A 14,023-nucleotide genomic window follows, 5' to 3' on the forward strand; every position below is an offset into this window, starting at 1 on the left:
GCAACATCCATCTGATAGTCAAATTAAAACGAAATGTTATCAATAGAGTATTTAGATTAGATATAAAAAGGTTAATCAATGAAGATCACGCACTATCTCTATAACGCATTTTTAATAGAGGATGGCAGTACAAAAATCGCTATCGATCCCGGACAAAACCTCTGGATATTTAAACTCCAAAGTCTGATTCCACAGTCAGAGTGGCACGATATCACGCATATCCTGATCACCCATGGAGACCCCGATCATCACTGGCAGTCCGATAGAGTAGCAAAAGTCTCCGGTGCTCCCGTTATCTGTGGTAAGGGACTCACTAAAATCGAAAATGGAAAAACTCTTGTGATAGACCCACGAGGCAGAGAATTAACATCTTGGATTACATATGAAAACCTTTATCCTTTGGATGTTGGAGAATCAGTTACTTTAAATGATGTCAAGATAGAAGCTATCAAAACCGTGCATGGCCAGATATCCATTCCCATTTTAGGATTTAAGATAAAAAAACAACCAGGTCTCGGTGAGAGAACAGGTATTGGATCTATGGGGTTTAAAATCACCATTGGTAATAAGAGTATTGTGAATCTCGGAGATACACTACTTTTAAAAGAATGGGAAGGATTAAAACCTGATGTCCTTATGCTACCCATCGGAGGTCTGGGCAATAATACATGGACGATGGATATACATGATGCTATTGAAGCAGTCAAGTTGATAGCTCCAAAGATCGTTATCCCATGTCACTATAATGTCCCTTTTTTGTGGATCAAAAAAATGGCTGTGACAGATGACCAACTTTTTAAAAGGGAAGTGGAGAAACTGGGCACTGAGTGTGTAATTCTCAGAATGGGTGACTCAGTCGAGTTGTAAAATGATAAATAAACAAAATCCTATCATGATCTGGTTGAGTTTTGTTGTCCGGATGATTTTATTTGCCGTTGGTTTGATGTGGCCAGCTGGTACCTTTATATGGTGGGAAGCCTGGATATTGGTTGGACTCTGGTCTATCTATGGAGTTGCCACAACGACTTACTTATTACGCAATGATCCTGCTTTACTTGTAGAACGATTGAAGCTCGTACCTCTATAAGGATCAAAAGGTTTGGGATAAGGTCTTAATGCTTCTTTTTTTTATTGTAGGTATTGGTCTTTATCTACTTCCCGGTTTTGATGTTATGCGTTATGCGTGGAGTGAACCTTTACCGTTATGGATAAGAATTACTGCAATGTTTGTACATGTACCCTGCTTTGTACTTCTAATTTGGATAATGCGTGAGAACACTTATCTATCACAGGTAGTAAAAATTGATAAGGATCGTGTCCATAAAGTGATCAGTACCGGCCCTTACGCTTATGTCCGTCACCCCATGTATACTGTAACAATCATTTTACTGTTCGCTGTTCCCTTAGCACTTGGGTCTCGGTTGACATTAATTCTTTCATTATTTTTGACGATGTTGTTGATTGTTCGAACTTACCTCGAAGATCATACATTACACACTGAACTAGAAGGCTATTCAAAGTATGCTAAACAAACAGTTTACCGACTAATTCCAGGGATCTGGTGAGTATCAGGAAGAATTTGCAAGAACTGACATTATTTACTGAAATGAAACCTTATGAATTTATATATTTTATAAGGTTTTCTCTTCACACTAGTTTCACACTTCTATTTTATACTTCATCTGAATTTGGATAAAGCGTTTCTGATTTGAATATCAGATAAGCATTACAAAAAAATTAAAAGGATTTATAATGAAAAAATTAACAGCAATCTTACTTCTAACAATCGGTTTAGCTTCAAGCGCTATGGCACATCATCCTGCACCAGTAGATCAAGCCGGCACAGGAATACCAGATAATTCTGGACACTGGGATGCACTGCTTGGTGGAATGTAACATAGACTAGTTCATTATATTAATATATTTTGGATAAGAAAAAGCAAGGCGTATCCTAAAGCTAGGGTATGCCTTTTTTTATTTTCTCTTAGTCTACATAAATATATAACTTCACACTTACCTGCTAACCGTTATTGTTTAATGGGCTTCCAGTATAGGTTATATCATTCTTGCTTTCCTTGGTGCTAAAGTGTAAAGGTACCACATTAATAGATTATATGTAAAAAATGAAAACCTTATAATCTAACATATTTTATAAGGAATATGATTTTTTGAGTTTATATGTATTAGTTAAGAGATTTGTATATTGTTAGAGGTTTATAAATAAAGTAAAAACAGTTAATTTACTTTTGTGTCCCGTCGAGTACGGGGACAAAGAGACACTGTTCGATCGTTTCAGAAGTGATACGGCCGTTTTTCTTATAGTATCGTGTGATAATATGATAATTTTCTGCCTCTTCCACCGGGGCCACCATTATACCGCCTTCAGCCAATTGTTCAAAAAGCACTTCCGGTATCTCTTTGGCTGTTGCCGAAAAGAGTATACGCTCAAATGGAGCATACTGCTTCCATCCTCTTTGCCCGTCATCAAAACGTGTAATGATATTGTGCATTTCCAGTGTAGAAAAACGGTTTTTTGCCTCTTTAAGAAGCTCATCGATACGCTCTATGGTGAAGACACGACGACAGATCTTACTGAGTATCGCTGCTTGATACCCACTTCCACAGCCGATCTCAAGCACGGAGTCAACACCTTCGAGCTCCAAGTGTTGTGTCATTTTAGCAACGGTTAGAGGTGAGGATATCCACTGGCTTGCCGCTAAAGGGAGGGCTTCAAGCTGGTAAGCAAGGTGTTTAAATTGTGAAGGGACAAAGGTCTCTCTGTCAACAGCTAAAAATGCTTCTCTGACATGCGTATCCAATGCAAAGTGTTTTTCTATCTCTGCCACAAGATTTTGTCGCTGTCTCTCTTTTATCATCAATTCAAGTCCCTCATCCCAAATAATGCAGAAATTCTACCTAAAATCTAGTTAAAAAGGCTTTTTCGCTTATTCCGGAGACCGGGTTTTCTAATCCATTACTATATAGCGACGCATTTTTTTGATCTCTCTGAAGTCTATGCGTCCCTCTACTGCTTCCAACCCATCATTCATTGTAACCTCCCCAGTAGGTGAGATAATGGAGGAGGAACTTGCCATATCTTCATCACAAGAGTTTGAGACGACAACATAACATTGGTTCATCACCGCCAAAGCACGTGAGAGCACTTCCAGGTGTGTTTTACGCTGTTTTCCCCATCTAGAGGGGACAAACACCACATCTGCTCCTTCTACCTGTGCCCATAACTCTTTAAACCGTAACTCAAAACATATCAGTATCGCATACTTCACCCCATCAATCTCAAAAGGTTTGATCTTCTTCTTTTTCCCTTCGAGGAAATAGAGATCCTCATCTCCCAATTTAAAGAGTTTCACCTTCTCCTGTCGATGTACGATCTTATGCTTATGGATCACCACTGCCTGATTGATAAAATGCTCACCCTCTTCAAGTATAAGTGTGAAGACTACGATCTGTTCATTCACCTCTTTTTTCAGTGTTTTTAATGCATTGGCAGAAAATTTTGCAGCTGTGGCCATATGTTCATAATCAAATCCGGTCAAAAAGACTTCCGGTGCCACGACAATATGCTTATCTTGATGTTCTTTTAGATGGTAAAGCAGTGTATCCAGGTTTTCCTGATACCGTTTGTAAGAAGGAAGCTGTAACGTCACAACTTCCATGGTTTTAGGCAAGATCAACATCTGAAGACCTAAAAGTCATCCAAATCCAGACTTCCTTTGGAGTAGTTTGTTACATTCCCTTCAAAGAAGTTCGTTTTTTGATCATTAAACTGTGAAAAGTTATCTACCCATTTAATAGGATGTTCCACATTATAGATTTTTTCAAGACCTACAGCATGTAGCCTTTTGTCAGCAAGATATTGAATATACTGTGTGATGATATCATCTGTAAGCCCCAGGATTTGTCCTTGCGTGATATAGGCTCCCCATTCACACTCAAGTTTTACTGCGGATCTGAACATTTCATACACTTCATCAATCAGCTCTTTGGTAAAAAGTTCCGGTCTCTCTTTTCTTGTAGAGTTGATCATGTTCTGGAACAGAAGAAGGTGTGTTACCTCATCTCTTTGAATAAAACGTATCATCTGAGCTGTTCCAAGCATTTTATCTGAACGAGCAAGCGTATAGAGGTAGGCAAATCCACTATAGAAATAGATACCCTCAAGAATCTGATTGGCGAACATCGCTTTTACGATATTGGTATCTGTAGGATTGGCTGTAAGCTCTTCATACACCTTTGCTATGGCATCATTTTTAGTTTTGAGCATCATATCTCTTCTCCAGAGCTCATAGATCTCTTTTGAATTTGTCGATATACTGTCTACCATCACAGCATAACTTTGGGAGTGTAATGCTTCTTCAAATGCCTGTCTTACCAAGATAAGATTGACTTCTGGAGATGTAATGAATGGGTTGATATTATCCATAATATTGTTGGTCTGAAGTGAGTCCATAAAAATAAGCTGTGCCAGTACTTTATCATACGCTGACTTCTCTGCATCTGTAAGATTTTTATAGTCATTGACATCACGGGTCATATCCACTTCTTTAGGGAACCACGTGTTGTTCAGCATCATCTCCCATAGATTATAGGCCCATTGGTATTTGATGTCATTGAGTTCAAATATCCCTGTAGGATCACCACCAAATATCTTACGTTCACCTGTTTTTTCTTCTGAATCAGGATTGTATATTCTTTTTCGTTCCATCTGTCCACCTTGATAATTTATTCATCTATTATTTTAAAACATTATACACATTTTGGCTGATGATTTAGTAAGAATAAGTCGATGAATGATTGATAAAAAAACAAACCCAAATGAGTGTTTGAGCTTGCACTGGTCAGACCCTCAACATCTACTGTCTACGTCGGTGACGGTGAGGTACCAAAGGTCTGAAGAAATGCCCTAAGACACATAAACATTTACACAGGAGGGTTTAGTCATCCCATTTATGTTTATGTGGGGTTCGTTCCAAATAATCATGATCATAGTCGTCATCATCATAGTATTCGTCATCTGCATCCGCCCATCCGAAAAATTCATCCGTAAAGACCTTATCATATCCCATCCCGACAAGCATCTCGTCAAGTTTTGGATAATCTGTGCCTTTCGTTCTACAATAATCCATAAGCGTTTGCATATCCTCTTTTCCAACCCCGTTTACTTTCAAAGCAAACTCAATCTCTTGGAAGGTCATCCTACCCTCTCCTCATTTTAAATCACTGCCATATAAACAGCTTCTCTGGAAGTTTTATCTTTCTATCCATATTGGAATTATATGTCAAAATTTGAGATTTTAAGCTAAAAAAAATCTTAATTTTTATAAAAAAATAATGCTGGCATTTTTATCGTAAATGATCCCATTTATATGAATATATATAAGCGTATCTAAAAAGGTAACTTTTCATTGGGAAGTATATTTGAAAAAAGGAGATGCATCTATCAAGGGAAAGTAATGATGCATACAAAGTGAAAAGCTACCTAGAAAGCCTGAAGTATCAAAAAGGGATAAGAATCCTTCATGACTTTCATAGCGTGAGTATAACTTCATTGTATGAAGTAAGTATGAAGTGTGTTTACTAATACCTGAAAGAGAATGATTTCTATATCTACACTGCCATTTTTGTTTGGCTGAGGATTTGAGACAAGATAGCTTTAGTATGTTTCGAACTCACTTAAAGGAGAGTATCCCACAGTCTATGTGAATACCATATAAAACCAAAAGCTATCAGAAAACCATCGAGGCTTATAAAAGGGAGGGAGGAGGAACCTCAGTGGTTTTCATGCTGCTATGATACTCTTCTTGTGTGTAATGAATGTGAAATTTATAGATGATCAAAAAATAATTATTTCATCGCCAATTTGCCCAATTTTTTCTGCCTAAAATAAGCGTCTTTTTTATTTTTTTCATACCTAAGGTTAAAAAATGGTTTAAAGTGGATTATTCTTTGAATTAGATAGGATTATGAGTATTTTAAAGGTTTCATGTACTTTTTCATTCATCATTCTGGTACTGATATAGAAATTTAGAAATTTATATTGTAAATAAGTTGAGAAATGTAAAGTAGTTTGGATTTTAAAGAAAGAGCATAAAACCTATTCATAAAGGTAACTTACGAACTAAAATAAAATCATAGATCTTATTTTAGTTCATAGTAGTCATTATTCGTCAAAAATACGTTAGAGAGCTCCACATATTTTTTATAAATATTATCACTATTCATTAATAGAAAATCTTGCAAATGTTGTCTATGCTCTCGAGTATTAGCAGACATATATATTTTATCCAGTGTTCTGATTAGATAATCAACCCACTTTCGATCCTTTTCCGACATAACGCTATGTCCGGAAATGTAATCTAACTGTGTTCTTACATTCTCGGCTCTCGAAAATAGTATGGATGCATCTAGTATATTCATACTTGTCATTACTGACAACCGACACATTCCATAGATCTATCTTCAACATCATTGGAAGATTCAGGAGACTGAGATCTTAGATAGTAGGTAGACTTCAATCCAAACTTCCAGGCATTCATATAAATCTCATTGAGGTATTTACCGCTTGCTTTATCCAGCGTAATAAAGATATTCAGACTCTGTCCCTGGTCTAACCATTTTTGTCTGATCGCTCCTGCTTTGACAAGAAGGTTCTGATCAAGATCATAACTAGGCGTATAGTACTGCCAAGTGTCTGCAGTCAGATTCGGTGCAACAACGGGGATAAGTCCGGAAAGGTTTTCTTCAAACCACTTTCTTTTATAGACCGGTTCGATCGCTTGTGTTGTACCTGTCAAAATAGAGATAGAACTTGTCGGTGCGATAGCCATCAGGTAACCGTTTCTCATACCGTCTGATTTCACCTTTTCTTTCAGCCCCTGCCAGTCATGGGTATATCCAAAGAGACCGCCTCTGTCAACAAGTTTACATGCATTCTCATTGGCTTTATCAATAGGGAAAATACCTTTGGACCAGTCTGAACCCTCAAAGTTCGGATAACATCCTTTCTCTAATGCCAAATTACTCGATGATTCAATGGCATAATAAGAGAATGACTCCATCACTTCATCTATCTTCGTAAAGTGGTCATGACTTCCCCACTCTATCTGATGTTCTGCAAGCATTTGTGACTCACCCATCACACCTAGACCGATAGATCTTGACTTTTCATTGGTCTTCTTTACTTTTGCCAAAGGGTAGAAGTTCAGGTCTATCACATTGTCAAGCATACGGATCGCCGTAGGAACAACACGCTCCATATCTTCTTTTGTATTGACTTTGGCAAGGTTGACAGAAGCAAGGTTACATACCGCTGTATCACCATCCGTTTTCTCTTTGTCAACGATCCATATCTGCTTACCATTAAGGCTGTCAAGTGCTGTCACCTTTTTAGCCGGTTTAGTTGTTCCGTTGTCTACAGTGAGCATCTCATCTTCATCATAGGCTGCAGTCGTTCCATCCTCGAATGTGAAACGAGTTTTATAGGTGTTCGGCGCAGTGTTTTGGAAAATCTCCGTACAGAGGTTTGTACTTCTGATAATACCTGCATGCTTGTTAGGGTTTGCTCTGTTGGCTGTATCTTTAAATGTAAGGAACGGGTTTCCTGTTTCAAAGTAAGATCTCAGCATCTCTTTCCAAAGGCTTTTCGCAGAAATTCTCTCCCTAGTGATCTTATCATCCGAATTTTCAAGCTCTATATAGCGTGCTTCGAACGCTTCACCGTAAAGTGTTGTCAACTCTGTCACTTCAAATGGATCAAAGAGCGTCCACATCTCATCTGCTTCTACCCTTTTCATAAAGAGGTCATTGAGCCAGATCGCAGGGAAGAGGTCATGTGCTCTACGTCGCTCTTCACCAGAGTTCTTTTTCAAGTCAAGGAAGTCACGTACGTCAACATGCCACGGCTCTATGTAAACAGCGATAGCCCCTTTACGTGTACCAAGCTGGTCAACCGCAATGGCAACATCATTGGCTATCTTGAGGAAAGGTACGATACCGCCTGCAGCATGCTTATGACCATCGATATATGAACCCATACCACGGACCAGTGACCAGTCCCAACCGATCCCACCACCGAATTTAGAAAGCAATGCCATCTCTTTGTATCCGTCAAAGATACCTTCAATATTATCTGGTGTTGAACCGATGTAACATGAGCTCAGTTGGTGTCTCGGTGTTCTTGCATTAGAGAGTGTTGGTGTTGCCGCCATCACTTCAAATTTACTCAAAATGTCATAAAACTTTTTTGCCCATGTTTGACAGTCAAACTCATTTTGTGCCAGGAACATAGCCACACCCATAAAGAGTTGCTGAGGCAGCTCAATAGGTGTTCCGTTACGGTCTTTTAAAAGATATCTGTCATAGAGTGTACGAATACCCAAGTAGTTGAACTGAAGATCACGCTCAGGCTTAATGTAATCGTTAAGGTCGTCAAGGTCATATTTGTCTTTAAGTCCAAGAACGACACGTCCTTCTTTCTCTCCACGTTCAAAATGTTCACGCAGATGGTTATACCCTGTAAAACCCGTTACTCTATGGTAGAGATCGTAAAGAAAAAGTCTAGCGGCAACAAACGTCCAGTCCGGTCTGTCAATATCTATCTTGTCAACTGCCGTTTTAATCAGTGTTTGCTGTATCTCTTGAGAAGAGATCATATCACGAAATTGTAGCTTGGCGTCTACCTCAAGTTCACTTTGACTTACCCGCACAAGTCCCTCTACTGCTGCGGCTGTATACTTCTGAATTTTTCCTACATCTAAGGTCTCTACTCTACCATTTCGTTTAACAACTCTGATCATCTTTTCCCTGTCCTTTTGTGTTGCTTTGTCATCGTTTTTTATGACATTGATTAATCCGATTTTACTCAAATTTACCTTGTGTATTTTTGAAAAGTTGTATCATTTTTAGGCATCTTTTTTATAAGATTTGGTGATAGCATTTAAAAGGCTCTCTGGCAGGGAGTTTGCAAAAAGTATAAGGGGTATTTATAGTAGGGGAAAGGTCGAAAAAGCGATAGTATCTATCTCTATTTACCGTGGACGAAGTGCCCACGATATGATCTATTTATTTAAAGACTCTTTTAAAAATAGCATCTACATTTTTAGTGTAGTAATCATAATTAAAACACTCTCTTATCTGCACTTCTGAAAGTTTAGATCTTAACTCTTCATCTGCAAGTAAGTGTCCCAGGTATAAAGATTCACCTTCATCATTGGTCGTTGGTTTGCCTTGTTGGATCTCTTCCCATACTTTCATTGCATTTCTTTGAACGATCTTATAGGCGTCTTCTCTACTTACACCCGCTTTAGGAAGCTCAAGCAATACTCTTTGAGAGAAAACCAACCCACCAGTCAAGTTAAGGTTCTTCATCATGTTCTCAGGCATAACTGTAAGGTTTGCAATGACACTGTTCATTCTGTGCAGCATAAAGTCTGAAGTGATAAACGCATCTGGAAGCCAAAATCTCTCAGTAGATGAGTGAGAGATATCTCTTTCATGCCAAAGCGCTACATTCTCCATAGCCGGAGCAGCATAGGCTCTGATCATTCTTGCAAGACCCGTGATATTTTCCGTAAGGATCGGGTTTCTTTTATGTGGCATCGCAGAAGATCCTTTTTGTCCTTTTGCAAAATACTCTTCAGCTTCATACACTTCTGTTCTTTGCAAGTGTCTGACCTGTACTGCGAATTTTTCCACAGAAGAAGCCATCAGTGCCAAAGCAGTTGCCAATCTTGCATATCTGTCTCTATGCACGACTTGGTTTGAACAAGGCTCAGGTTTCAAACCCAGTTCAGCCATGGCCAACTCTTCAAGTTCAAGTGGTGCATGTGCAAAGTTACCCATAGCACCAGAGATCTGACCTACAGCGATCACTTCCATCGTCTCTTCAAGGTTCTTAAGATGTCTTGCCATCTCATCATACCATACTGCCAAAGTCAACCCAAAGGTAATAGGCTCACCATGGATACCATGACTTCTTCCCACCATGAGAGTCATTTTATGTTCTTCTGCACGTTTCTTGATAGACTCCATAAGCATCTTAACGTCAGCAATAATGATCTCCAAAGATGCTTTCATTTGCAGGGCAACACCTGTATCTACTGCATCTGAAGATGTCATACCATAATGGAACCATCTAGACTCCTCTCCAAGACTTTCACTGACACTGGTATTAAAAGCGATCAGGTCATGTTTTGTAATCGCTTCTATCTCTTCTATTCTCTCTACTGAGAAGGTAGCATTCTTCACGATCTTTTCGCAATCATCATCAGGAATAAGTCCCAGTTTATTCCATGCTTTCACAGCGGCTTTTTCAACCTCAAGCCATGCTGCATATCTTGCATGTTGTGTCCAATGTTTTGTCATCTCTTCTCTTGAATATCTTTCAACCATTTTCTTTTCCTTGGTGTTTTACATTGCAACCTTCGTTCCCGTGATCTCTGTGGGAATAGATATTTCAATACAATATAGAAACAAATTTTTTATGCTAGAATTCTACCAAAATAGCAGTTATATAAAGGTGAAGCAGAGATGCCATTTGTCAAAGAGAAATTTACAGTAGCAGAGAAAATGCCTGCATTTGTATTTATCATGCGTACCTTTAATATGTCACAAGGACAAGCCCAACGTGTCATCTCCAAAGGAAGATTACTGATCGGAAAAAACTCTTTTTTCCGTTCCGGAGAGCATATAGAGGGTGAAGTGGAAGTGGTCTATTTTAAACCTACATCACAAGGGAACCCTCCTCTCTTTCATACCAAGGACTTTATGGTCTTTGAAAAGTACTCCGGTGTATTGGTCCACCCCAATACCATGGCTACCCCCTACTCTTTACTCGATGAAATCCGAACTATTGCCGGTGATGATGCCAATGCTGTACACCGTATAGATATGGAAACATCCGGATTGCTTTTGGCAAGCAAGCATAAGCACTCCGAGTCCTTCCTAAAAAGTGCCTTTGAAGCTAGAAATATTCAAAAATCCTACCTTGCATGGGTCGATGGAAAACTCACAGAACCCTTCTCTTCGAAAGAACGTATCAAGGTCAACAATGACTACAGCCAAAGCAAACACAAAGTCTTTATCTCTGAAGAGGGGAAAGCTTCACATACAGACTTTATCCCTCTAGAGTATGATGAAACACTTGATGCTACACTTGTAGCCTGTTATCCTCATACGGGAAGAACCCATCAGATAAGGGTCCATTTGTTTCACGTGAAACATCCTATTTTGGGTGATCCACTTTACGGAACCACCTTCAAAACTGCCAATGATTACCTCGAAGAAATACTCAGTCCGGAAGATCGTATGAGAGAAACGGGAGCAAGCAGACTGATGCTTCATGCCCACAGTTTGACCTTTAATATGGGTGCTAAATTTCATATAGAGAGTAAAAGTGATTTTGCTCAGATGAAAGATCTGATCTGCAAGAAAGAAAGAAGGGTATTTAATACAAAATAGGGAGAAAACTATTTCTCCTCATCACTCCTGGAGTCATAGATAAACCAACCTACTCCAATAGCTGCAACAACGATAATAAAACCTAACATAAAAAGTTCCAAAGTTGACATTAGATTTCTCCTTCCAATTCCTGTTCTCTCAGCTGACCGCAGGCTGCTGATATATCCAACCCTTTAGACTCACGTATCGTACAATGCAAACCTCTTTTGGTCAGATACTCCTGGAACTCTTTCATATCTTTTTCGCTTGGGCGTTTGAACTCCGTACCTCCATACGGATTAAAATAGATCAAATTGACCTTGGCTTTAATACCATCAAGAAGAGAAAGAAGTTTCTTGGCTGCAGAGATATCATCATTGACATCTTTAATGACAAGGTATTCAAACATGACTCTTTTTCTGTCATTGACAGGAAAGTTTTTCACCGCAGTGATGATAGACTCAATATTGTATGCTTTGTTAATAGGCATCAACTGTTGTCTCAATTCATCGTCAACCGCGTGCAATGAGATCGCCAGGTTCACACCCAGTTCCATCTTTCCAAGTCTTTCTATCTTCGTACTGAGTCCGGAAGTAGAGATGGTTTGTCTATGTGTCGCTATCGCCATACCCTCAGGGTCCGCAAATATCTTGACAGCTTTTGCTACCTCTGTCAGGTTGTCAAGTGGTTCACCCATCCCCATGAAAACAATATTGACACGCCGGTTGGCATCAATCCCATTGTCCTTTTTGATCATCCGTACCTGTTCAACGATTTCACCCGCTGTCAAATTACGCATAAAACCGCCCTTTGCTGTCAAACAAAAGGCACACCCTACCTTACACCCTACCTGGGATGAGATACAGACTGTATAACGCTCCTGGTGCTTTACAGAGCCGTCTTCATGATACTCCTTCTCCCTCATTAAAAGCAGAACAGATTCCACTGTATGTTTATCATGGAGCTCGAAAAGATATTTACGGCTTCCGTCTTTAGAATTCTGTACCATAACCGTTTTAAGAGGTGTAAGGGTATACGCTTCATCGAGTTTTTCTCTCATCTCTTTGGGGAGGTTTTTCATCTCTTCAAATGACATAGCATATTTATGGTAGATCCAGTTGTAGATCTGTTTTGCACGAAAAGAAGGTTTGATCACTTCACTTAACTCTTCTTTTGTCAGATCTTGTATTATTTTTTTCATCTATTTACTTTCTTTCATATACTTGGTCAATCTAAACATTGCTTCTTTGTGATTGTTCATAAAATCTCTATGGGCATTTTCATCACAATAATTGGTTACTATAAAAATACCTGCCGCAGGGATATCAAAAGATTTTGCTACTTTCAATACCGCATAATATTCCATATTTTCCAAATGGATATTTTTAGAAAGGTACGCCTTCCCTATACTTTTATCCGTCGTAATATAATTGGAACTGTTCACAATTGTTTCACGTGAAACATCTTCTGCCGTGGAGACCATATTGTCTATAGGGGTATAAGAGCCACCTGTGAAAAAACTGTTCTCAATGTTCGCGGCAGTCTTTGATTCGATAATGTCAAACACTTTCTTTTCACCATACGAACCTGCCGTACCGACGAATAATAGAAATTTTGGTTTTTGTGACAAACATAAACGTGTCAAATTGATCGCGACGTCTGTCAGGCCAATGCCAACGGGCAAAGCAAAATCAAACTGCTCGCTCTCTCCTGCACAAATGATCATACTACATTCTCACTGGGATGTTCTTCCCTCTAAGATAGCGTTTTAATTCCATAATGTCAATCTCTTTAAAGTGGAAGATCGAAGCTGCCAAAGCAGCATCCGCATGACCGATCGTGAATGCTTCTTCCATATGCTGCATCGTTCCGGCACCGCCAGATGCAATGACAGGGATATTCACAAGATCACTGATCTTTCTGTTCAAGGCATTGTCAAATCCTGCTTTGGTTCCATCTGCATCCATAGAGGTGACAAGCAATTCACCTGCACCCCTTTCATACGCTTCCTTTGCCCACTCCAGTGCATCGAGACCTGTATCGTTACGTCCCCCATGGGTAAAGACATGCCATTTGTCTTCAGCCACTCTTTTGGCATCTATCGCCACTACGATACATTGCGATCCAAAACGTTTTGCACCCTCTCCGATGAAACCCGGGTTCTTGATGGCTGCAGAGTTCACACTGACTTTATCGCAACCTACATTGAGAAGGTTATAGATATCAGAAAGTTCTCTGATCCCTCCACCTACCGTAAGAGGTATGAAAACTTCCTGTGCTACTTTTTTCACGACATCAACGATCGTGTCACGTCCTTCATGACTCGCACCGATATCAAGAAAAGTGATCTCGTCTGCACCCTCTTCATTATAACGTCTGGCTACTTCTACAGGATCTCCTGCATCACGTAACCCGACAAAATTAACACCTTTCACGACCCGTCCGTTATCTACATCGAGACAAGGTATGATACGTTTTGCAAAATAATCCATCTAATACGCCGTTTTCCTCTCAAAATTATGATAAGATTATACAAAAATTATCCCAAACGTGGGATTAGTATCAA

Annotated in this window: 13 protein-coding genes; 4 read left to right on the forward strand and 9 right to left on the reverse strand. The window is 39.3% G+C overall.

Going from position 1 to position 14,023, the window contains the following annotated elements:
* The first annotated feature begins 78 nt into the window (after positions 1 to 78).
* The 3 genes from SULAR_RS08360 (at position 79) to SULAR_RS11180 (ending at position 1,896) form a co-directional block, all read left to right on the forward strand.
* The gene (locus SULAR_RS08360; RefSeq protein ID WP_008244981.1) at positions 79 to 867 is read left to right on the forward strand and encodes an MBL fold metallo-hydrolase; all 789 of its coding nucleotides are present in this window, start codon (positions 79 to 81) and stop codon (positions 865 to 867) included.
* Positions 868 to 1,223: 356 nt separating this feature from the next.
* Positions 1,224 to 1,565, forward strand: coding sequence for an isoprenylcysteine carboxylmethyltransferase family protein (locus tag SULAR_RS11480; RefSeq protein ID WP_369791779.1), 342 nt, complete (start codon positions 1,224 to 1,226; stop codon positions 1,563 to 1,565).
* A 187-nt stretch (positions 1,566 to 1,752) separates the two neighbouring features.
* Positions 1,753 to 1,896: a hypothetical protein gene (locus SULAR_RS11180; protein ID WP_155993855.1), complete on the forward strand. Its 144-nt coding sequence runs from the start codon at positions 1,753 to 1,755 to the stop codon at positions 1,894 to 1,896.
* A 344-nt stretch (positions 1,897 to 2,240) separates the two neighbouring features.
* Here SULAR_RS11180 and SULAR_RS08375 read toward each other — a convergent pair whose 3' ends face one another.
* From SULAR_RS08375 to purB, 6 genes are all read right to left on the reverse strand, one after another.
* Positions 2,241 to 2,876, reverse strand: a complete 636-nt coding sequence (locus SULAR_RS08375) for a protein-L-isoaspartate(D-aspartate) O-methyltransferase (protein WP_008244987.1) — start codon at positions 2,874 to 2,876, stop codon at positions 2,241 to 2,243.
* A 90-nt stretch (positions 2,877 to 2,966) separates the two neighbouring features.
* Positions 2,967 to 3,698: a carbon-nitrogen hydrolase family protein gene (locus tag SULAR_RS08380; protein WP_008244990.1), complete on the reverse strand. Its 732-nt coding sequence runs from the start codon at positions 3,696 to 3,698 to the stop codon at positions 2,967 to 2,969.
* Positions 3,699 to 3,706: 8 nt separating this feature from the next.
* Entirely contained in the window at positions 3,707 to 4,726 is a 1,020-nt protein-coding gene (locus tag SULAR_RS08385; protein WP_008244991.1) for a ribonucleotide-diphosphate reductase subunit beta, read from the reverse strand.
* A gap of 229 nt (positions 4,727 to 4,955) precedes the next feature.
* A complete protein-coding gene (locus SULAR_RS08390) occupies positions 4,956 to 5,216 on the reverse strand; it encodes a hypothetical protein (protein WP_008244992.1) in 261 nt (86 codons plus the stop codon).
* A 1,230-nt stretch (positions 5,217 to 6,446) separates the two neighbouring features.
* Complete coding sequence (locus SULAR_RS08400; protein ID WP_008244997.1) at positions 6,447 to 8,816, reverse strand: ribonucleoside-diphosphate reductase subunit alpha; 2,370 nt, start codon at positions 8,814 to 8,816, stop codon at positions 6,447 to 6,449.
* Positions 8,817 to 9,081: 265 nt separating this feature from the next.
* Positions 9,082 to 10,410 carry an adenylosuccinate lyase gene (gene purB / locus SULAR_RS08405; RefSeq protein WP_008244999.1) on the reverse strand — a complete coding sequence of 443 codons (1,329 nt, stop codon included), beginning with the start codon at positions 10,408 to 10,410 and terminating at the stop codon, positions 9,082 to 9,084.
* 138 nt (positions 10,411 to 10,548) lie between these two features.
* Between purB and SULAR_RS08410 the strand changes: the two genes are divergently transcribed.
* Positions 10,549 to 11,478: an RluA family pseudouridine synthase gene (locus tag SULAR_RS08410; RefSeq protein WP_008245002.1), complete on the forward strand. Its 930-nt coding sequence runs from the start codon at positions 10,549 to 10,551 to the stop codon at positions 11,476 to 11,478.
* Between the two features lie 109 nt (positions 11,479 to 11,587).
* On the opposite strand, the gene rlmN is transcribed toward SULAR_RS08410, so the two are convergent.
* Genes rlmN through hisF form a run of 3 tightly spaced genes read right to left on the reverse strand, consistent with a single transcriptional unit; the run spans position 11,588 to position 13,949 of the window.
* On the reverse strand, positions 11,588 to 12,658 hold the full coding sequence (rlmN, locus tag SULAR_RS08415) for a 23S rRNA (adenine(2503)-C(2))-methyltransferase RlmN (protein ID WP_008245004.1): 1,071 nt from the start codon (positions 12,656 to 12,658) through the stop codon (positions 11,588 to 11,590).
* A complete protein-coding gene (locus SULAR_RS08420; protein ID WP_008245006.1) occupies positions 12,659 to 13,183 on the reverse strand; it encodes a purine-nucleoside phosphorylase in 525 nt (174 codons plus the stop codon).
* Position 13,184: 1 nt separating this feature from the next.
* Positions 13,185 to 13,949, reverse strand: coding sequence for an imidazole glycerol phosphate synthase subunit HisF (gene hisF / locus SULAR_RS08425; RefSeq protein WP_008245008.1), 765 nt, complete (start codon positions 13,947 to 13,949; stop codon positions 13,185 to 13,187).
* Between the last annotated feature and the right edge of the window lie 74 nt (positions 13,950 to 14,023).

This window comes from Sulfurovum sp. AR, from assembly GCF_000296775.1.
Taxonomy (GTDB): Bacteria; Campylobacterota; Campylobacteria; order Campylobacterales; family Sulfurovaceae; genus Sulfurovum; species Sulfurovum xiamenensis.

Bases quoted from the DNA above. Each gene is read 5' to 3' on its own strand.
- SULAR_RS08360 (WP_008244981.1), top strand. From the start codon at position 79: ATGAAGATCACGCACTATCTCTATAACGCATTTTTAATAGAGGATGGC.
- SULAR_RS11480 (WP_369791779.1), top strand. From the start codon at position 1,224: ATGTTTGTACATGTACCCTGCTTTGTACTTCTAATTTGGATAATGCGT.
- SULAR_RS11180 (WP_155993855.1), top strand. From the start codon at position 1,753: ATGAAAAAATTAACAGCAATCTTACTTCTAACAATCGGTTTAGCTTCA.
- SULAR_RS08375 (WP_008244987.1), bottom strand. From the start codon at position 2,876: ATGATAAAAGAGAGACAGCGACAAAATCTTGTGGCAGAGATAGAAAAA.
- SULAR_RS08380 (WP_008244990.1), bottom strand. From the start codon at position 3,698: ATGTTGATCTTGCCTAAAACCATGGAAGTTGTGACGTTACAGCTTCCT.
- SULAR_RS08385 (WP_008244991.1), bottom strand. From the start codon at position 4,726: ATGGAACGAAAAAGAATATACAATCCTGATTCAGAAGAAAAAACAGGT.
- SULAR_RS08390 (WP_008244992.1), bottom strand. From the start codon at position 5,216: ATGACCTTCCAAGAGATTGAGTTTGCTTTGAAAGTAAACGGGGTTGGA.
- SULAR_RS08400 (WP_008244997.1), bottom strand. From the start codon at position 8,816: ATGATCAGAGTTGTTAAACGAAATGGTAGAGTAGAGACCTTAGATGTA.
- purB (WP_008244999.1), bottom strand. From the start codon at position 10,410: ATGGTTGAAAGATATTCAAGAGAAGAGATGACAAAACATTGGACACAA.
- SULAR_RS08410 (WP_008245002.1), top strand. From the start codon at position 10,549: ATGCCATTTGTCAAAGAGAAATTTACAGTAGCAGAGAAAATGCCTGCA.
- rlmN (WP_008245004.1), bottom strand. From the start codon at position 12,658: ATGAAAAAAATAATACAAGATCTGACAAAAGAAGAGTTAAGTGAAGTG.
- SULAR_RS08420 (WP_008245006.1), bottom strand. From the start codon at position 13,183: ATGATCATTTGTGCAGGAGAGAGCGAGCAGTTTGATTTTGCTTTGCCC.
- hisF (WP_008245008.1), bottom strand. From the start codon at position 13,949: ATGGATTATTTTGCAAAACGTATCATACCTTGTCTCGATGTAGATAAC.